Source organism: Halomonas sp. KX33721, from assembly GCF_001596805.1.
Lineage (GTDB): Bacteria > Pseudomonadota > Gammaproteobacteria > Pseudomonadales > Halomonadaceae > Vreelandella > Vreelandella aquamarina.
This window is the reverse complement of the sequence record NZ_LVIA01000029.1, coordinates 1-19366: the sequence shown is the minus strand read 5'-3', so window position 1 is coordinate 19366 and position 19366 is coordinate 1. Positions and strand designations below refer to the sequence as shown.

The window sequence follows — 19366 nt, the reverse complement described above, 5'->3', positions numbered from 1 at the left end:
AGAGGCCGCTATGCGTAGTGTGGTCATGATTCCCGCCCGCTATGGCTCTAGCCGCTATCCGGGCAAACCGCTGGTGCCCCTGCTGGGCAAGCCAATGGTCCTGTGGGTTGCTGAACTCTCGGCCCGTGCCGTCGGAGCCGAGAATGTTTATGTCGCCACCGAAGATAGCCGCATTGCCGAGGTCGTCGAAGCCGCCGGCTTTCAGGCAGTGATGACCAGCGATGATGCGCTGACCGGCACCGACCGCCTGGCCCAGGCCGCCGAGCAGGTTGAGGCGGATATCTACATCAACGTTCAGGGCGATGAACCGCTGGCCGATCCGGCCGATATTCTCAAGGTGCGCGACGCCAAGCTGGCTAACATGGATGCCATCATCAACGGCGTCAGCTGGGTGGGCGACAACGAAGACCCGCACAGCGTCAATATTCCCAAGGTGATCACCAACGAGCGTGACGAGCTGGTCTACATGTCGCGGGTGGCCCTGCCGGGCTTCAAGGACGCCAAGTGCGCGCCCAAGCGGTACAAGAAACAGGTGTGCGTCTACGCCTTCACCCGGGAGGAGCTGGCCGCCTTCCGTGCTTTCGGCCGCAAGAGCGAACTGGAGCACGCCGAGGATATCGAGATCCTGCGCTTCCTGGAGCTGGGCAAGACCATCCGCATGGTGGAAACCCAGCCCGGTAGCCTGGCGGTGGATGTGCCCGAGGATGTGGCCAAGGTGGAGGCCGCGCTGCGCCAGGCCGGCCGGGTGCCCGCATGAACCACCCGGTCACCGACTACACCACCCTGGTCTTTGACTGCGATGGTGTGGTGCTGGACTCCAACAAGGTCAAGACCGCAGCCTTCTACCAGGCCACCTTGCCCTACGGGGAAGCCGCTGCCCAGTCCATGGTCGATTATCACGTCGCCAACGGCGGGGTGTCGCGCTACAAGAAGTTTGCCCATTTCCTGGAGCAGATCGTTCCTGACTATGCAGAGCAGCGGAATCCCGCCGGCCCAGTGCCTGGCCTGGGGCGGCTGCTGCAGGCCTATGCCGGTTATGTGCAAGATGGGCTCTTGAGCTGCGAGGTGGCCCCGGGGTTGAAAGCGCTCCGAGAGCAGACCCCCAACGCTCGTTGGTTGATCGTCTCCGGCGGCGACCAAGCCGAGCTGCGTGACGTGTTTGCCCAACGCGGCATTGCAGAGTGGTTTGACGGCGGCATTTTCGGCAGCCCCGATACCAAGGACGAGATCCTGGCCCGTGAGCTGACCTCTGCCAATATCCAGCAGCCGGCGCTCTTCCTGGGGGATAGCAAGTACGACTATCAAGCTGCGAGCGCCGCCGGGCTGGATTTCGTGTTTCTGAGCGGCTGGAGCGAGGTGGGGAACTGGCAGCGCTGGGTGGCCAGTGAAGGCATTACAGTACGACAGGATATCCAGGCGTTAACGGAGTAACCCATGCAGATTCTTGTAGTAGGCGGCGCCGGATATATCGGTTCCCATATGGTCAAACAGCTGGCCCGGGCTGGCCACTCGGTGGTGGTGCTGGATAACCTCACCACAGGCTTTCGCGAGCTGGCCTGTCATGGCGAGTTGGTGGTAGGCGATCTAGCGGATACCGCGCTGTTGGAAAGGCTGTTTGCCGAGCACCGCTTCGATGGGGTGATGCACTTTGCCGCGGCAAGCCTGGTGGGCGAGTCGATGCAGGATCCGGGCAAGTACTACCGCAACAACGTGGCCAATACCCTCAACCTGCTGGAGGTGATGGTGCGCCACGACGTGAAGCACTTCATCTTCTCCTCCACCGCGGCGACCTTCGGCGAGCCGGAGTATGTGCCCATCGACGAGGCGCATCCGCAGCGGCCGATCAATCCCTATGGCGCCAGCAAGTGGATGGTGGAGCGCATGCTGCAGGATTTCCATGCGGCCCACGGCCTTAACTCGGTATGCCTGCGCTACTTCAATGCCTGCGGAGCAGATCCGGAAGGCGAGCTCGGCGAGTGCCACGACCCGGAAACCCACCTGATCCCGCTGATCCTGCAGGCGGCCTCCGGCCGACGGGACAGCATCACCGTGTTTGGCCGGGATTACGCTACCGCGGATGGCACCTGCATTCGCGACTATATCCACATCGAGGATCTGTGCAGCGCCCATGCCCTGGCACTGGGTGCCCTGGTGCAGGGCGACAAGCAGGGGGCGCTGGCCTATAACCTGGGCAATGGCCAGGGCTACTCCGTCCAGCAGGTGATCGAGGCGGTGGAGCGCGTGGTGGCTGAGGATGGCCGCACGCTGAGGGTGGAGGAGGGCAGCCGTCGCCCCGGCGACCCGGCCCAGCTGGTGGCCGATGCCACCCTGGCCCGGCGCGAGCTCGGCTGGCAGCCGCAGTATGCGGATCTCGACACCATCATCCGCCACGCCTGGGCGTGGGAAAAGAAGATGCTTCACTAACGAGCAGTGGCATGACTACCACATCATGGTGAAGCGGAGTCTCGTCCGGTCGCCATGCGTCTCGAGTCGATTTCACCAATCGAGTGTTTTTTCAATGATCAAAAATGCCATTAAGAGCTTGCGTTCTGCTGCAAGCTCCGCAAGGCCCGCCGAGGTCGTGCTCCACATCGGTGCTCCCAAGTGTGGCTCTTCTGCTATCCAGCGTTTCTGCGTCGGCCAGCGTGATGAGCTGCTGACATTGGGTTACTACTACCCCGAGCATCCGTTGGATGTCAACGGCGTGTCCGGCGGCCACACCCAGCTCGCCGGAGCCTTGTTGAACGGCAAGCATGAGCAGGCGGCTGCGACTCTACAACGCTGGCTGAAGGAAGCACGCGCGCGCAAGGCGGCTCTTCTGCTCTCTGCCGAGGCGCTGTATGGCCAGCATGAGGCCATGGCCGAGCTATGCCGGGGGCTGCGGGTCAAGGTGGTGGCGTTTCTGCGTCACCCGGTCGAGTATCTGCTGGCCAACCATAATCAGGGCATCAAGCGCCATTTCAGCACCCAGCGCTTGGGGGCGCTGTTGCCTGATCTGTTAGGGCGTTCCACTGGCCATCTGGCTGGTTTGCCGTTGCTACAGTGGGCCGACGCATTTGGGGATGATAACTGCCACTTTATGGCCTACCAGTCGCCCAGCGCTGGTGGTTTGCCTGTAGAAGAGCGCTTCTTGCAGGCTCTGGGCATTCCAGAGAAGCGGATTAGTGGATTGCTGGAGCAAACTCAGGGCATGACCAACCGCAGTTATGTGAAGTCCGCGCTCGAGCTAAAACGGCTTCTCAATACCGTATTGGAGAGTATGCCCTCTGCGCTAGCTCACCAGGTAGATTGGAGCCTTCAAGGCTATTCAGATCGCGCGCGCGGAGAGACTGGCTATACCATGGCCGATCTTACTGAGGAAGTGCGCGAGCGCCTTGAAGAGCATCTGCTTAAGCAAATGGCGCACGTGGTTGAACGTTTCCCTGAACTGCAAGCGGCCGCTGAGGTGCCGCTCGAACAGAGCCACGCACCAGACACTCACTGGCTGGATCTGGCGGCTCCGTTGGCAGCGCTAGAAGCCGATGCGCCGGAGGTCGCACTGGAAATTCAACAGCGCGCAGTGGCCCTGCGCGACCAAGGGCGCAACGACTATGCCTTCTGCAAGCTACTGGACATACTCGGCATTGAATTTAGTGAACCGAGCGGTGCGAAATCAACACCTGGTTTGACTGCGCACCAGCGCAATACGCTGAATAAAGAAAACGCTCGCGAAGCCGACTGTCTGAGAGAGATGGCCGTACTGCTTGAGCGCCAGGGTCTTTTTGAGGATGCGCTATTTGTGATAGAGCGCGCCTCTGCCAAGCGCCCCGAAGGTAAAGGGATACAGCACATTAAGGCTCGCATTGAGCAGAAACACTGGGGGCAGCAGGCTAGCCGAGCGGCACTGATGGATCAGGCGCCCAAGGCAGGTCGTTCATGACCATGCGTAATTCCCAGCTTGTGGAAAAAGCCTCGGTATTACTGGCTAAAAGCCTGCAAGATACCCCGTTGGTACGCCGCCCGATCGTTGACTTTAAGGCTCGTAACCACCTGGTTCGCGCAGATACTCAGATGACTGGTTATACCTGGGAAGCTACGGGTGAGGACCCGCAGTTTTGGCTTACTCGCCATCTGCCGCTACCTGGCTGGCAGATGCTGGAGGTGGCCATGGAGCATGACCAGGCCACGGTGTCGGTGAAGCTCTATCTGGATACCGGCACAGGCTTCAGCGAGGCGCAGAGCGTCTATCTGCCGCTGAAGAGCGGGCGGATCAGCAAGCGACTTTTCTATGTGCCGCGAAAGCTCAAGGCGTTGCGCTTCGACCCCATGGACACTGAGGGATGCTTTTCGCTGACCCATTTGCGAATCGCATGGTTGACCCCTATGTTTGCCCACGACCGCCTAGCGCAGCGCTTGGCCAATATGCACCATGCATACCGCGGCGTGGCAAAGGGCGAGGTGCTACCTGAATTGAGGCGCCAGGCCCGTGAAGCCGGCGTGCACTGGCGTGAACTGGCTCTGAGACACTATGAGGCTACCTTCGAGCGGCAAACTGCGCGCTATAGTTACAACAAATGGTTGGAAGGGCGCCGTGAGCTTTCGGCCGAGCGTGTGCAGCGGGTGATTGAGAAGCTGCCGAGAAAGCCGTTGATTTCGGTGGTGGTGCCGGTCTATAACCCACGCATCGAATGGCTTCGCGAGTGCTTGGAGTCGGTACTGGCGCAGCACTACCCTCATTGGCAGCTGTGCATCGCCGATGATGCCTCGACGAACGCAGAGGTTCGCCAAGTACTGGCGGAGTTTGCCCAACGGGACTCACGTATTCAGGTCGACTATCGTCAGCATAACGGCCATATCTGTGCGGCTAGCAACAGCGCTCTTGAATTGGCGCAAGGTGAATTCGTCGCGCTGTTGGACCACGATGATTGCCTTACCCCTTATGCGTTGTTTCATGTTGCCGAGGCGCTGCACCGTCATCCCGATGTAGGCCTACTCTACAGCGATGAGGACAAGCTCAACGAGGCCGGTGAGCGTTTCGACCCACACTTCAAACCGCAGTGGAACCCGGACTTACTGCTGGCGCAGAACTATATTGGCCACCTTGCCGTGTATCGCACTGGGCTGGTGCGCGAGGTGGGTGGCTTCCGAGAGGGTTTCGAGGGCAGTCAGGATCATGATTTGGCGCTACGAGTGTGCGAGCGACTGGCACCCGAGCAGATTGTGCATGTCCCCTATGTACTTTACAACTGGCGTGCCGGGGCGGGTTCCACGGCGCTGGAGAGCGGCGAGAAGGATTATACCAGCACGGCGGGACTTAAGGCGGTGCACGATAACCTGGTGCAAAAGATTCCGGATGTACAGGTACAGCTTGGCCACTTCGCTAATACCTACCAGGTGCGTTGGCCATTACCTGAGCAGCCACCGCTGGTTAGCCTGATGATTCCCACCCGGGATCGAGTGGAGATCCTCAAACCGTGTGTGGATGCTATTCTCGAGCGTACCGATTATCCGCGCCTGGAAGTGCTGATTCTCGATAACCAGAGTAGCTGTACCGCTACGCTGGACTATATGCGTGACGTGACAAGCCGCGATAAGCGGGTACGCGTGTTGCACTGGAATGAGCCATTTAACTACTCGGCGATCAATAATTTCGGGGCGCGCTATGCCCGCGGTGAGATCCTGGGTCTGGTGAATAATGATATCGAGCCAATCAACAGTGAATGGCTGGATGAAATGGTGCGTCAGGTGTGCCGGCCGGAGATCGGTTGCGTGGGGGCGAAGCTCTATTACCCTAACGATACGGTTCAACACGCAGGCGTTATTCTTGGCATCGGCGGGGTAGCAGGGCACGCCCACAAATATTTCGACCGTAACTCGCCGGGCTACTTCACGCGGCTGCATCTGGCGCATAACCTCTCAGCAGTCACTGCGGCCTGCTTGTTGTTACGTAAGGCAGTGTTCGAGGAAGTGGGCGGCCTTAACGAAGAGCACTTGGCTATCGCTTTCAACGATGTTGACCTCTGCCTGAAGGTGCGTGAGGCCGGTTACCGTAACCTGTGGACCCCCTATGCCGAGCTTTATCACCATGAGTCTATCTCACGCGGGGCCGACGACAACGCTAAGAAGCGTGCCCGTGCTGCTGGGGAAGTTGCCTACATGCGTGAGACGTGGGCAGCTCAGTTGGATAATGACCCTGCTTATAATCCTAATTTAACGCTGGTGCATGAAGATTTTTCGCTCCGTTAGGGATGAGTACTGAAGGGTGAGGAGTTGTGTCGCGAGCGGTAAGCGAAGTGGTGCCGGGGCTGGTGGGGGCCAGTATCGGTTACGCGCTACGGTGTGTGCATCACTCGATTAATGGATTAAAAAAGGATGCATCGTGAGTAGCCACATTCACTGGGTCGTTCTCAGCGACGGTGCGCGGCCAACCGAAGATATCTATTTCCATGAGTCCGCCGCGCCTGCACTGAATTACCAGGGCGTGTTAACCGAGCGCTGTCCTGTTTCTCGCTCTTTTGGCGCTGCGCGGCTGCACGGGCGCTCCTTCAAGCACCGCTTCGCCGGGGTAAACCTGCTGTTATGCCGCTCGCTGCCGTTAAGCTGGCTGCGCTGGCTAGAGCGCAACCGTAATGCTTTTGGTTATATCGTTTATTTGATTGATGATGATATTGCCGCTGCCGCCGTTGATGCCACGCTACCCAGCGCTTATCGCAAACGTATGGCGGGGATCGCCAGCCTTCAGCCCCGCTTACTGGCCCTGGCCGATGAGGTGGTGGCATGCAGCGACCAACTGGCAAGCTACTTTACCCCGCGCCACGCCAAGGTTTCAGTGCTTACACCGCCGTTGCTGGCGCCATTGCCGAGCCAGGAGCACTTATCGGTTACCGCTTCTTCAGAAACGCCGTGGCAGATAGGCTTTCACGGTACGCGGGCGCACCTTCAGGATTTACTGCATATCACACCTGCCTTGGAAGCACTGCAAAAGCAGCGTGATGATACCGAGCTTGAAATCATGCTAGGCCAACATATTCCCAAGCGGTTGGCGGCGCTGCCACGGGTAAAAGCCCCAGCGCCGTTACCCTGGCAGGCTTTTCAGCAGTACCAACGCCAGCGACGAATACACATTGGTTTGGCACCGCTATTAGCAACGCCGTTCAATCAGGGAAAATCGTTTATCAAGTTTTTGGATATTGCTGCTATGGGCGGAGTAGGCATCTACTCCAATCGCTACCCCTATACAGAGGTGGTTCGCCATGGCGAAAACGGCCTGCTAGCAGGGGATTCCCCTGACGAATGGCACACCGCGATGCAGCAATTGCTCAACCACCCTGAGGCGACCGTTAAAATGGCAAAACAGGCGGCCATGGATGCACAGCGCATCGGTGACCCAGCGCACACAATTACTTTTTGGCAGGCGCGGTAGCGTGGTTGAGAACTGAGAAAGCACGCTTCGTTCGTGTGGGCCCGTCAGGCCTTACGGAAGTCGAGTGGTTAATGGTGATTTGTGAGTGGTGAGTGGTGAGTGGTGATTTGTGAATGGTGAATAGGTGATGAAATCAAAAATATCTTCGGAATACACATCCCAGCCCTCACCGCCAACGAGGCAAGTTATCTCGTCGGCTTTAGAACCGCTGACGAGATCCGAAATCGATGCGTTAAGGCAGAAAAAGAAACAGCTAAGCGCCTATTATCAAAAGGTTATACGAGATCAGCTGGCCAATAGGTGAGTTCAGGCCGTCTACAAGCGTTTACCCTCGGTGCCTGATGACAAGGCGGCGTAGCCCGGCTATAATGTGGCTACAAAGTGGCTACGAAAGAGAAGGAGAGAGTCATGAGTGCTGATACCGTGGTCCGAGCCCGCATCGACAGCGAAACCAAAGAGCGCGCCACCGTTGCCCTGGAGGCTATGGGTCTGTCCGTGTCCGACGCCATACGCCTGTTGATGCTGCGGATCGCCGACGAAAAGCGCCTGCCGTTTGCCGTGCAGGTGCCGAACGCCACTACGGCCAAGGTTCTGGAAGAGCTGGAAGCCGGCAAGGGCAAGCGCTTTGATAGCGCGGATGCGCTGTTCGAGGACCTGGGCATCTGATGCTAACCCCAGTACGTTCCAGCCAGTTCAAGCGAGATGTGAAGCGGGTCCAGAAACGCGGCAAGGACATGGATAAGCTCCGGTGCTTGCTGGGTCTGCTGCTCGAGCAAGCTCCCTTGCCGGATGCTTACCAGGATCACCCATTACGGGGGAACTGGAAGGGATACCGAGATGCCCACATCGAACCCGATTGGTTGCTGCTGTATCGCGTAGTGGATGAGGAACTGCACTTGGCTCGTACTGGTAGTCACGCTGATCTCTTCCGCGAGTAGACAAGGCAAGAAAGGATGATACTTTACCTTGCCGGCATGACTGCTCCTGACCATAAATCAAGGGGTTAGGCACCATCATAGGATGATATTCTTTTTTCATCCCACAGGAAGCCGTAAGCCTTAAGCTGTAAGGGGTGAGAGCTTCGCTTGTAAGGGTAAGGGGGAGGAGCGCGGGCAGTCTCCTTTGCCCGCAGCACGGGTCAGTGGGAGGCGAGCTCGTTGAAGAAGGCTGGGTTGTCAAATATTCAGCATCAAACACTTATGGGTAACTGCAAGGTTGGTGGAGCGCTTACTGAAAATGTGTCCGCTCTGACTTGACCAGAACAAAGTGTGGGTTAGTCTTGAATTGTTTTTATTCATGAGTCATGTCGTCATGTTGAAAGGTGCGCGTTGGATAACGCACAACAGGAGTGGCGATTCACGCAAGGGAGAAGCAGATGGACGCCATTATCCAGGCATTTCATGAGCAAACGCCGAATGCCAGTGTCGTGAAGGAACGCATCGCCTTTGGTACGTCTGGCCACCGTGGCCGCGCCACCGAGCGTACGTTCAACGCGGCACATATCATCGCGATTACCCAGGCGGTGGTGGACTACCGCAAGGAAGAGAACTATCAGGGGCCGCTGTTTCTGGGCGTAGATACCCACGCACTTTCACGCCCCGCTTGGGAGTGTGCGCTGCGTGTGCTGGTGGCCAACCAGGTGCCGGTGTTGGTTGAGAAGGGGCATGGTTATACGGCAACCCCGCTGGTCAGCCAGGCCATCATCCATTACAACACTCAGCACCCGCTGGGTGACCCTGCTGCCAAGGCCGATGGGTTGATCATCACGCCTTCGCACAATCCGCCGGAAGATGGCGGCATCAAGTACAACCTGTACCACGGTGGCCCCGCCGATACCGAAGCGACCCGCTGGATCGAACTGCGTGCCAATGCCTACCTGCTGTGCCAACTGAGCGATATTGCTCTGGTGTCGTTGGAAGAGGCGCTGGCCCAGGTGCAGGAGTATGACTTCACCGCGCATTATGTAGCGCAGTTGGGCAGCGTGGTGGATATGGCGGCGATTCAAAAAGCTAACTTAACTCTGGGCGTGGACCCCATGGGTGGCACGGCGTTGCCGGTGTGGCAGGCGATTGGTGAGCATTTCGGCCTGCACCTGGAAGTCGTGAACACCACTATTGATGCCAGCTTCAGCTTTATGCCGCCCGATCACGATGGCAAGATCCGCATGGACTGCTCCAGCGCGGATGCCATGTTGAATCTGCTGAAGATTAAAGACCGCTTCGATATCGCCTTTGGCAACGACCCGGACGCCGACCGCCACGGCATTGTGGATGCCAACGGGTTGATGAATCCGAACCACTTTTTAGCGGTGTGTGTGGATTACCTGATTAGCCATCGCCCGCAGTGGAGCGATTCGCTGAAAATCGGTAAAACGCTGGTCTCTTCTTCGATGATCGACCGCGTTGTGGCTTCGCACAACCGTGAGCTGTTTGAAGTGCCGGTTGGCTTCAAGTGGTTCGTGGATGGCCTGCATGAAGGCTGGTTAGCCTTTGGTGGTGAAGAGAGCGCTGGCGCGAGCCTACTTACCCAAGAAGGGAAAGCGTGGTCTACCGATAAAGACGGTATCGCGCTGTGCTTGCTGGCCGCTGAGATTATGGCCGTTACCGGCAAAACGCCCAGTGAGTATTACCAAACCCTCACCGAACGCTTTGGCGAGCCGTTCTATAAACGGGTTGATACCGCCTGCAGCGCAGAAGAGAAAGCCGCATTTAAAAACCTCACCGCCGATAGCATCACCGACACCACCTTGGCAGGCGACCCCATCACCGCCGTATTGGTCAAAGCACCGGGTAACCAAGCCGCCATTGGTGGTTTGAAAGTCACCACCGAAAACGGCTGGTTCGCGGCACGCCCTAGTGGCACGGAATCGCTCTATAAAGTGTACGCCGAAAGCTTCAAAGGGCCGCAGCATCTCGACGAGCTGATTGAAAGTGCCACCTCGCTGTTATCTGGCGTGTTGAAAGGGTAAGTAGTTCACGTAGCGCGTGGTAAGCGGAGCGCACCCGCGAAGCACTCCGTTAGGAGTGCCGATTTTGGTACTGAGGTGTGAGCCTTCACGGTGGCCTTATCCAGGCGGCTATCGCCGCCTTCGCGGGTGCCTCATTCGCTCGTTGCTCTCGCTCTTTCGTTACGCCGCGCTACGGGGATGTGCAGACACTCGTAGCGCGTGGTAAGCGGAGCGCACCCGCGAAGCACTCCGTTAGGAGTGCCGATTTTGGTACTGAGGTGTGATCCTTCACGGTGGCTTCATCCAGGCGGCTATCGCCGCCCTCGCGGGTGCCTCATTCGCTCGTTGCTCTCGCTCAGTCGTTACGCCGCGCTACGGGGCAAGCACTCCGCTCTAATGGTCCGCGGCACTCTAGGTAGGAACCTGTAGCGCGGCGTAAGCGGAGCGCACCCGCGAAGCACTCCGCCAGGAGTGCCGATGGTGGCACCTAGATGTGATCATTCGCGGTGGCTTGATCCAGGCGGCTATCGCCGCCTTCGCGGGTGCCTCCTTCGCTCGTTGCTCTCGCTCAGTCGTTACGCCGCGCTACGGGGCGGTGCAGACACTCGTAGCGCGTGGTAAGCGATAGCGCACCCGCGAAGCACTCCGCCAGGAGTGCCGATCTTGGCATCGAGGTGTGATCATTCACGGTGGCTTCATCCAGGCGGCTACTCGCCGCCCTCGCGGGTGCCTCATTTCGCTCGTTGCTCTCGCTCAGTCGTTACGCCGCGCTACGGGGCAAGCACTCCGCTCTAATGGTCTGCGGCACTCTAGGTAGGAACCTGTAGCGCGGCGTAAGCGGAGCGCACCCGCGAAGCACTCCTCCAGGAGTGCCGATCTTGGCACTGAGTTGTGATCATTCACGGCGGCTTCATCCAGGCGGCTACCCGCCGCCTTCGCGGGTGCCTCATTTGCTCGTTGCTCTCGCTCAGTCGTTACGCCGCGCTACGGGGCAGGCACTCCGCTCTAATGGTCCGCGGCACTCTAGGCAGGCCCCCGTAGCGCGGCGTAAGCGGAGCGCACCCGCGAAGCACTCCGCCAGGAGTGCCGATGGTGGCACAGAGGTATGATCATTCACGGCGGCTTCATCCAGGCGGCTACCCGCCGCCTTCGCGGGTGCCTCCTTCGCTCGTTGCTCTCGCTCAGTCGTTACGCCGCGCTACGGGGCAGGCACTCCGCTCTAATGGTTCGCAGCACTCTAGGTAGGCCCCCGTAGCGCGGCGTAAGCGAAGCGCACCCGCGAAGCACTCCGCAGGAGTGCCGATGGTGGCACCCAGGCTCGCGCCGGTAGCTGCGTTCCTGCTATATTGTTCGGCATGTCTATTGCATATCGTTTGGCGTGGTTCGATGTTTATGACTTCTCGTGGAAGGCACGCTCAATAAAAGGACGTTAATGATGACTCAAGTACGCAAAGCGATTATTCCGGTCGCGGGGTTTGGCACCCGCCTGCTGCCGATCAGTAAGGCGATTCCTAAAGAGATGGTGCCGGTGGTGGATCGTCCTCTTATCCAACACGTAGTGGAAGAAGCGCTGGCGGCGGGTATCAACGAAATTATTTTGGTTACACGTGCGGGCAAGTCGGCGATTGAAGACCACTTCGATGTCCATTTCGAACTCGAACACTCCCTGGCCAGCAAGGGTAAAAATGCGCTGTTGGAAACGCTTTCGGCCATTTCTCCTAAAAAGTTGAAAGTGACCAGCGTTCGTCAGCCCAATGCGAAAGGGCTAGGCCATGCCATTTACTGCGCTTCCCACCTGTTAGATAAAGACGAGCCGTTCGCGGTGATCCTGCCGGACGTGCTGGTCAAGCCGCAGGTAGGCAGCAGCGCGTGTGATTTAGGCAGTATGGTCGAGCGCTGGGAAGCCTCCGATGCGTCGCAAATCATGGTAGAAGCAGTACCGCAAGAAGACGTTTACCGTTACGGCATTGTGGATTGCGACGAGCCAGCGGCGGGGGAGAGCGCCACTATGCGTGGCGTGGTGGAAAAGCCCCAACCGGAAGACGCGCCGTCACGGCTTTCGGTGATTGGCCGCTATGTGCTGCCGTACCGCATTATGGAGCTGCTGCGCGATCAGCCGCCGGGTGCGGGTAATGAAATCCAGCTAACCGATGCCATCGACCGCTTGATGCAGGAAGGCCAAACCGTGCAGGCGTTCCGTATGCATGGCCGCACCTTTGATTGCGGGCACATCGAGGGCTGGCTGCAGGCCAATACTACGCTTGCCCGCGAGGCGGGTTACGACGTATAACGCATCTCCAAGCAACAAAAAAGCCGCTCAGCTCTCGCTGCAGCGGCTTTTTTGTAAAAATCTATCCATCACTAAAAGGGGAATACTAGCGGCGTAATTAGCAGCACTGCCGCTGAATAGGTGAGGCTAATAGGCAAGCCGATCTTGAAAAAGTCGGTGATTTTGTAGCGCCCTGGTGAATACACCATGAGGTGGGTTTGGTAGCCAAACGGAATTAGGAAGCAAGCACTCGCACCGTAGGCAACGGCCATGACAAAGGGAAGTGGATCCGCCCCAAACGCGTGTGCTGTGCTCCATGCAATGGGAAAGGCCAGCGCGGCGGCGGCGTTGTTGGTGACCGTTTCCGTGAGCAGTAATGTCAATAAATAGCAGCCGATAAAGGCGGCATAAATGCCATAACCGCTGAATATGGCCTGCATGCCATCGGCGAGCAATGCCGCCGCGCCGGAGTTTTCCAGTGCCTGGGCGATGGCCAGGGCAGAGCCAATGATGAGCCATAGTTCGAAAGGGAAACGCCTGCGCAGTTCGGCCATGCTGATCACTTTCAGCAGTAGTAGCGCGCCTAGCAGAATGAGTAAACCGTGAAACAGCGGCAGCCAGTTAGCCGCCGCCAAAGAAATGACGGCCGCAAAACCACCTAGGGTGATCAGGCTTTCCTTACGGTTAAGTTGTGGGCGTGTAAAGCTGCCGCTCAGTAAATGAAAGTTACGGTCGAGGTTACGGTGCTGACGAAAATCCGCGCTGACGGCCAATAATAAACAGTCGCCTACCCGGAGAGGGATTTTACCTAATTGTCCCTCTAAACGTTTGTCTCCGCGACGAATACCCACCACACCTGCGCTAAACATACTGCGAAAATCGACGTCTTGCAGTGTCTTACCCGCTAATTCCGACTCATGCGAGATCACCACTTCGACCAGGTTGGTAGCGAGCAGGTTATCGGCTTGGTGCCCAAACAGGTTGAGGCCAGGAAAGCGCTGCAGTGCCTGCACTTTGCTGACTTCACCGGTAAATACCAGCGTGTCGTCAGCCTGTAGCTGTTCATCGGGAGCCACGGGGCTGATCAGCCTGCCTTGACGCTCAATTTCTAGTAGGTAGAGACCATCTAGGCTGCGTAGCCCGTTCTGCTCGATGCTTTGGCCAATCATGGGAGATTCGGCTTCCACATCGGCGGCCAAGAAATACGAGAGCTTCTCTTCCGTGTCTTCCGGGCGGTGGTGGGGGAGCGCGTTGGCACGCCATAGCAGAACAGCCAGGGTGATCAAGGCAACCGGGATGCCCACCAGGCTAAACTGAAACATTCCCAGCTCGCTGCCGCTGGCGTTCAGATGAAAAGAGTTCACCACGAGGTTCGTCGAGGTGCCCACCAGCGTGGTAATGCCGCCAAGAATCGATGCGTAAGAGAGTGGGATCAGTAGCCGTGAAGGGGCAATGCCTTGCTGGCGCGTAATGGCCCCTAGAAAGGCGGCAACGACGGCGGTGTTGTTCAAAAAAGCCGATAGTACGGCAGTGCTGCCCATCAGCCGTGCCGTCGCCAATTTCGGGTGGCCCTTGAGTAAATGCTTAGACAGCCAGTCGAGCAGCGGCGAGCGCTCCAGCGCCAGCGATACCAGCAAGAGTAACAGCAGCGTAGCCAGTGCTGGGTTGGTGTACTGTACGAGTAACGTGCTCGTATCGATGAATCCCACCAGCAGGTAACCGGCAGCCAATGACACAAACGCAATGGCAGGTTTTATCTTTCCGCTAATCAATAAAACTAACAACAAGGTAATGGATAACAAGACGGCCCAGGGGGTCATGTGGGGTCCTTATGTCAACAGAAAATACATGTCTACTTGCTGGATTTTACGCAGGCTTTTATGATGGTGTCTAATAATTACCATTAGCAGTGTTATTTTTCGCTTTGTTTTTGTTTTTAAAGCAAGGGGTTATGTTTAAAGTTGAGCGCTAAACATTTGTCGCCTGAAGCCCTGAATGAGCAGCGTAAAAAAGCTGTCAGGCTGCGTTTGGATGGCCATACGGTAGCGGTGGCCAGCCAACGTACGGGGTTGTCTGCGCCTACGGTTTCGGCGGCGTGGAAGTCCTTTCGCGAAGGGGGATGGGCTGCCGTACCCGTTAAGCCGCGTGGCCGGACGAAGGGGCAGGGCAATACGCTGGGCGCTACCGCGCAGACCGTACTTTGGGAGGCGCTTTATGGTGCGCCTCCTCAAGGCATGCCGGGCTGGAGTAGCGCTGCGCTGGCCGACTTGGTGAATGTGCACTTGGGGCTAAAGCTCACCCAGCGTGCCATTGAGCACTGGTGGGAAACCGAAGGGTTGCTGCATGCCCCCTGGGAGCTGAATGCGCTAGCCAAAAAGCGCACTCGTGCAGGGCGGTGGTTCGAGAAAACGGTCGCCCCGACGTTCTCTCTCTACCCGAGCGCCGAGCAGCGCTGGCAGGGCGGCGTACGACGTGTGGCGCATGTGCAGCGGGCGCTCTATCAAGTGTACCTGCACGGGGCACGCGGAAAGCTCTACATGCGCTGTTACGAGCGTCCGCCTGCCGCGTTCGATTATCAGGCGGTGTGGGCATCGCTGCCTCGGCCTGCCGCCGTGGTGTTTCATGGCGCGCTGTTCTCGGCGAGCCAAACGCTCACCGAGTGGCTCGACCGCCAAACGACGTTAACGGTCGTGGCGGTACCGGCAGATATCGGTTTGGAACACCGCTAAGGCTTTTTATCCATAGGTTTTTAAGGCAGTGCCGCGAGCGGCCACTTGAAAACGGTTTTTCACACAACGTTGGGAAAGATGATGACATCACTCACCCATTTACAGCGGCTGGAAGCGGAAAGCATCCAGATCATGCGCGAAGTGGTCGCCGAGACCGAAAACCCGGTGATGCTCTACTCCGTCGGTAAGGATTCAGCGGTGATGCTGCATCTGGCGCGTAAGGCCTTTGCCCCCTCGCCGCCTCCTTTCCCGCTGCTGCACGTCGATACCCGCTGGAAATTCCAAGCGATGTACGAATTCCGCGACAAGATGGCCGAAGAGATCGGCATGGAATTGATCGTGCATATCAATCCGGAAGGGGTGGAGAAAGACATCAACCCCTTCACTCACGGTTCGGCCATTCATACCGATGTAATGAAGACCGAAGGCTTGAAGCAAGCACTGGACAAGTATGGCTTCGATGCGGCATTTGGCGGGGCACGGCGCGATGAAGAGAAGTCCCGTGCCAAAGAGCGCGTGTTCTCTTTTCGCACCGCACAGCACCGCTGGGATCCGAAAAATCAGCGGCCGGAACTGTGGAAGCTTTACAACACGCGCAAGCACCCTAAAGAGTCCATTCGTGTCTTCCCGCTCTCGAACTGGACCGAGCTGGATATTTGGCAGTACATCCACCTGCAGAACATTCCCATTGTTCCGCTTTATTACGCTGCCGAGCGTCCGGTGGTGGAGCGTGATGGCGCGCTGATCATGGTCGATGATGACCGCATGCCGTTGGAGCCGGGTGAAGTGCCCATGATGCGCAAGGTACGTTTCCGTACCTTAGGCTGCTACCCGCTGACCGGTGCCGTGGAGTCGGAAGCCGACACGCTACCCGCGATCATTCAAGAGATGCTGTTGACCAAAACATCCGAGCGCCAGGGCCGTGTGATCGACCATGACAGCGCGGCGTCCATGGAGAAGAAGAAGCAAGAGGGGTACTTCTAATGTCGCACTCATCCGATCTGATTGCTGAAGATATCGAGGGCTACCTGAAGTCCCACGAGCATAAAGGTTTGTTGCGCTTCATCACTTGTGGAAGCGTGGACGATGGCAAAAGTACCCTGATTGGCCGTTTGCTGTTCGAATCCAAGCTGCTGTTCGAAGACCAGCTGGCTGCCATCGAAGCCGATTCCAAAAAGTACGGAACGCAAGGCGGTGAGATGGACTTTGCGCTGCTGGTCGATGGCCTAGCCGCTGAGCGCGAACAGGGTATTACCATCGATGTGGCGTACCGCTTCTTCTCCACCGAGAAACGCAAATTCATCGTGGCGGACACGCCAGGGCACGAGCAGTACACCCGCAACATGGTGACCGGGGCGTCTACGGCCGATGCGGCGATTCTGATGGTGGATGCTCGCCACGGCATTCTGACCCAAACCCGCCGCCACAGCTTTTTGATGTCGCTCATGGGCATGCGACACATCATCGTCGCCATCAATAAAATGGACTTGGTGGATTACTCGAAAGCGCGTTACGACCAAATCGTCGAGGAGTACCGCGCGTTCGCCAAGCAGTTGGGGCTTGAAAACATCACCTTCATTCCGATGTCGGCATTGAAGGGCGATAACGTCATCGAGCACAGCGCGAAGATGCCGTGGTATCACGGCACCACGTTGATGGGCTACTTGGAGACCGTCGAGGTAGATGACGAGCGCTTGCAGCGTTCACCGTTCCGTATGCCCGTGCAGTGGGTCAACCGCCCGAATCTCGATTTCCGGGGTTTTACCGGTATGATCGCCAGCGGCGTCGTTCGTCCTGGTGATCCTATTCGTGTACAGCCCTCGGGTAAAACCAGCACCGTCTCGCGCATCTATACGTTCGATGGCGATTTGGAGGAAGCGGTCGCAGGGCAGTCCATCACGCTGCTGCTCGATGACGAGATCGATATTTCCCGTGGGGACATCATTTCTGGCGTCGACCAGCCCGCACACACCGCCGACCAGTTCGAAACCACGCTGGTATGGATGCATGAGGCGCCGCTGCTGCCGGGACGTCCCTACCTAATGAAACTAGGGACTCAGCTCGTATCTGCCACGGTCACCGATATCAAGTACCAAGTAAACGTCAATACGCTTGAGCACACAGCGGGTAAGCAGCTGGACTTGAATGGGATCGGCGTGTGTACGATTAGCTTGAACCGCGCCGTCGCGTTCGATGCGTATAAAGAGAACCAGGATACCGGTGGTTTCATCCTCATTGACCGTATGACGAACAATACGGTCGGCGCTGGCATGCTGCACTTTGCGCTACGCCGCAGCCAGAACATTCATATGCAGCACGTGGATATCGACAAGCAAGCACGCGCGCTAGCCAAAGGTCAAAAGCCTGCGGTGCTATGGTTCACAGGGTTGTCTGGCGCGGGTAAGTCGACCATTGCCAACTTGGTGGAAAAGAAGCTGTTTGGTAACGGCCAGCATACTTACTTGCTGGATGGCGATAACGTCCGCCATGGCTTGAACCGTGACCTGGGGTTCACCGATGCCGACCGGGTCGAGAACGTGCGCCGGGTGGCAGAAACCGCCAAGCTGATGGTCGATGCGGGCCTGATCGTCATGTCGGCCTTCATTTCACCGTTCCGCAGTGAGCGGCAGTTGGCCCGTGATCTGTTGGAAGAGGGTGAGTTCATCGAGATTTATGTGGATGCGCCGTTGGACGTGGTGGAAGCGCGTGATCCAAAAGGCCTCTACAAAAAGGCGCGCCGTGGCGAATTGAAGAACTTTACGGGGATCGATTCCGTCTATGAAGCGCCCGAGTCGCCCGACGTTCATTTGAAGACGTCTGAAATGAGTGCCGAAGAAGCCGCCGATGCGGTAATCGAGGCGCTACGTGAGCGCGGCTTGATCAGCTAACGACACGCAGTTGACGTCGCGATAGGGGGAGTCAGCCTCTGTCGTCATACCGCCAACGACTTAGCATCTTTGGGTTGTTGGCGGTTTTTTAATGTCGAATGTAAAGGATGGATACGATGATCGATCAAACACTGCTGGAGGCGGTAGAGCGCATTGCACGCGAGGCGGGCGATGCCATCATGAAGGTCTATGGCCGTGACTTCAGTGTCGAAGAGAAAGAGGATAAAAGCCCGCTGACCGAGGCGGATCAAGCGGCTCATCACGTCATCGTGCGGGGCCTTCAGTCGCTGCCGGTTCGACTACCGGTTCTCTCTGAAGAGGACATGGAAGGGTTTGCGGGCGTGGATGCCGACGGACGCTATTGGCTAGTCGACCCCTTAGATGGCACCAAAGAGTTCATCAAGCGTAACGGTGAGTTCACCGTCAATATTGCGCTGATCGAAAACGGTGTGCCTGTGCTCGGCGTGGTGACTGCCCCGGCGTTAGGGACGGCTTATGTGGCGGCCGAAGGCGTAGGTGCGTTTAAGGTTGAGAAAGACGGCCAACGTCATGCCATCCAAGTGGCTGGACAGCCTGCTGAAGGCTCAACTTGGCGCGTCGTGGGCAGTCGCTCCCACCCCAGCCCAGATTTAGCAGCTTGGCTGGATACATTAGGCGAACATGAAATGCTCCCCATGGGTAGCTCACTCAAGCTTTGCTTGATTGCCGAAGGCAAAGCCGATGCTTATCCGCGCTTAGGCCCCACCTGCCTTTGGGACACTGGCGCCGCTCATGCGGTCGTGCGCTATGCAGGCGGACGCGTCGAGACCTTGGAAGGCGAACCGCTCAGCTATGCCAACCCTGCTGAAAAGCTAAACCCCTACTTTGTGGTGTGGGGCCACTAAATTACCCGTGTTGATAGGTGCCACCGCACTTGAGGTAGGCACCCGTAGCGCGGTGTAAGCGGAGCGCACCCGCGAAGCACTCCGTTAGGAGTGCCGAAGGTGGCACTGTGGTGTGATAATTTTCGGTGGCTTGATCAGGCGACTATCCGCCGCCTTCGCGGGTGCCTCATTTGCTCGTCCCTCACAAGATTCGTTACGCCGCGCTACGGGTATGTGCAGTTGCTCTGTGTTGATAGGTTTTACGGCA

15 protein-coding genes are annotated in these 19366 nt (G+C 57.7%); 14 read left to right on the top strand and 1 reads right to left on the bottom strand.

The features are described 5' to 3' along the window. Positions 1 to 10: 10 nt before the first annotated feature. From A3220_RS11445 to A3220_RS11400, 10 genes are all read left to right on the top strand, one after another. Positions 11 to 757: a 3-deoxy-manno-octulosonate cytidylyltransferase gene (locus tag A3220_RS11445; protein WP_062374929.1), complete on the top strand. Its 747-nt coding sequence runs from the start codon at positions 11 to 13 to the stop codon at positions 755 to 757. After that, positions 754 to 1431, top strand: a complete 678-nt coding sequence (locus tag A3220_RS11440) for an HAD family hydrolase (protein ID WP_062374928.1) — start codon at positions 754 to 756, stop codon at positions 1429 to 1431. The genes A3220_RS11445 and A3220_RS11440 overlap by 4 nt, the downstream gene beginning before the upstream one ends. Positions 1432 to 1434: 3 nt before the next feature. Next, positions 1435 to 2424: a UDP-glucose 4-epimerase GalE gene (galE, locus tag A3220_RS11435; protein ID WP_062374926.1), complete on the top strand. Its 990-nt coding sequence runs from the start codon at positions 1435 to 1437 to the stop codon at positions 2422 to 2424. Between the two features lie 94 nt (positions 2425 to 2518). Then, positions 2519 to 3919: a hypothetical protein gene (locus A3220_RS11430; protein ID WP_062374925.1), complete on the top strand. Its 1401-nt coding sequence runs from the start codon at positions 2519 to 2521 to the stop codon at positions 3917 to 3919. Beyond that, positions 3916 to 6225, top strand: a complete 2310-nt coding sequence (locus tag A3220_RS11425; RefSeq protein ID WP_252860461.1) for a glycosyltransferase family 2 protein — start codon at positions 3916 to 3918, stop codon at positions 6223 to 6225. Before A3220_RS11430 ends, A3220_RS11425 begins: the two co-directional genes overlap by 4 nt. Before the next feature lie 133 nt (positions 6226 to 6358). After that, positions 6359 to 7402 (top strand): glycosyltransferase, encoded by a 1044-nt coding sequence (locus A3220_RS11420; RefSeq protein ID WP_062374923.1) that lies wholly within the window; start codon positions 6359 to 6361, stop codon positions 7400 to 7402. Between the two features lie 408 nt (positions 7403 to 7810). Further along, a complete protein-coding gene (locus tag A3220_RS11415; RefSeq protein WP_054641458.1) occupies positions 7811 to 8068 on the top strand; it encodes a type II toxin-antitoxin system RelB/DinJ family antitoxin in 258 nt (85 codons plus the stop codon). Next, the gene (locus A3220_RS11410) at positions 8068 to 8340 is read left to right on the top strand and encodes a type II toxin-antitoxin system mRNA interferase toxin, RelE/StbE family (RefSeq protein WP_054641457.1); all 273 of its coding nucleotides are present in this window, start codon (positions 8068 to 8070) and stop codon (positions 8338 to 8340) included. The genes A3220_RS11415 and A3220_RS11410 overlap by 1 nt, the downstream gene beginning before the upstream one ends. Positions 8341 to 8777: 437 nt before the next feature. After that, on the top strand, positions 8778 to 10370 hold the full coding sequence (pgm, locus tag A3220_RS11405; protein WP_062374921.1) for a phosphoglucomutase (alpha-D-glucose-1,6-bisphosphate-dependent): 1593 nt from the start codon (positions 8778 to 8780) through the stop codon (positions 10368 to 10370). Positions 10371 to 11784: 1414 nt separating this feature from the next. Continuing rightward, entirely contained in the window at positions 11785 to 12639 is an 855-nt protein-coding gene (locus A3220_RS11400; RefSeq protein ID WP_062374920.1) for a UTP--glucose-1-phosphate uridylyltransferase, read from the top strand. A gap of 71 nt (positions 12640 to 12710) precedes the next feature. Here A3220_RS11400 and A3220_RS11395 read toward each other — a convergent pair whose 3' ends face one another. After that, positions 12711 to 14438, bottom strand: a complete 1728-nt coding sequence (locus tag A3220_RS11395) for an SLC13 family permease (RefSeq protein ID WP_062374918.1) — start codon at positions 14436 to 14438, stop codon at positions 12711 to 12713. A gap of 141 nt (positions 14439 to 14579) precedes the next feature. Between A3220_RS11395 and A3220_RS17980 the strand changes: the two genes are divergently transcribed. From A3220_RS17980 to cysQ, 4 genes are all read left to right on the top strand, one after another. Further along, complete coding sequence (locus tag A3220_RS17980) at positions 14580 to 15347, top strand: helix-turn-helix domain-containing protein (RefSeq protein WP_128082423.1); 768 nt, start codon at positions 14580 to 14582, stop codon at positions 15345 to 15347. An 81-nt stretch (positions 15348 to 15428) separates the two neighbouring features. Further along, on the top strand, positions 15429 to 16331 hold the full coding sequence (cysD, locus tag A3220_RS17975) for a sulfate adenylyltransferase subunit CysD (protein WP_054641454.1): 903 nt from the start codon (positions 15429 to 15431) through the stop codon (positions 16329 to 16331). Next, positions 16331 to 18235, top strand: a complete 1905-nt coding sequence (gene cysN / locus A3220_RS11380; RefSeq protein ID WP_062374914.1) for a sulfate adenylyltransferase subunit CysN — start codon at positions 16331 to 16333, stop codon at positions 18233 to 18235. The genes cysD and cysN overlap by 1 nt, the downstream gene beginning before the upstream one ends. Positions 18236 to 18351: 116 nt before the next feature. Then, complete coding sequence (gene cysQ / locus A3220_RS11375) at positions 18352 to 19119, top strand: 3'(2'),5'-bisphosphate nucleotidase CysQ (RefSeq protein WP_062374912.1); 768 nt, start codon at positions 18352 to 18354, stop codon at positions 19117 to 19119. The last annotated feature ends 247 nt before the right edge of the window (positions 19120 to 19366 follow it).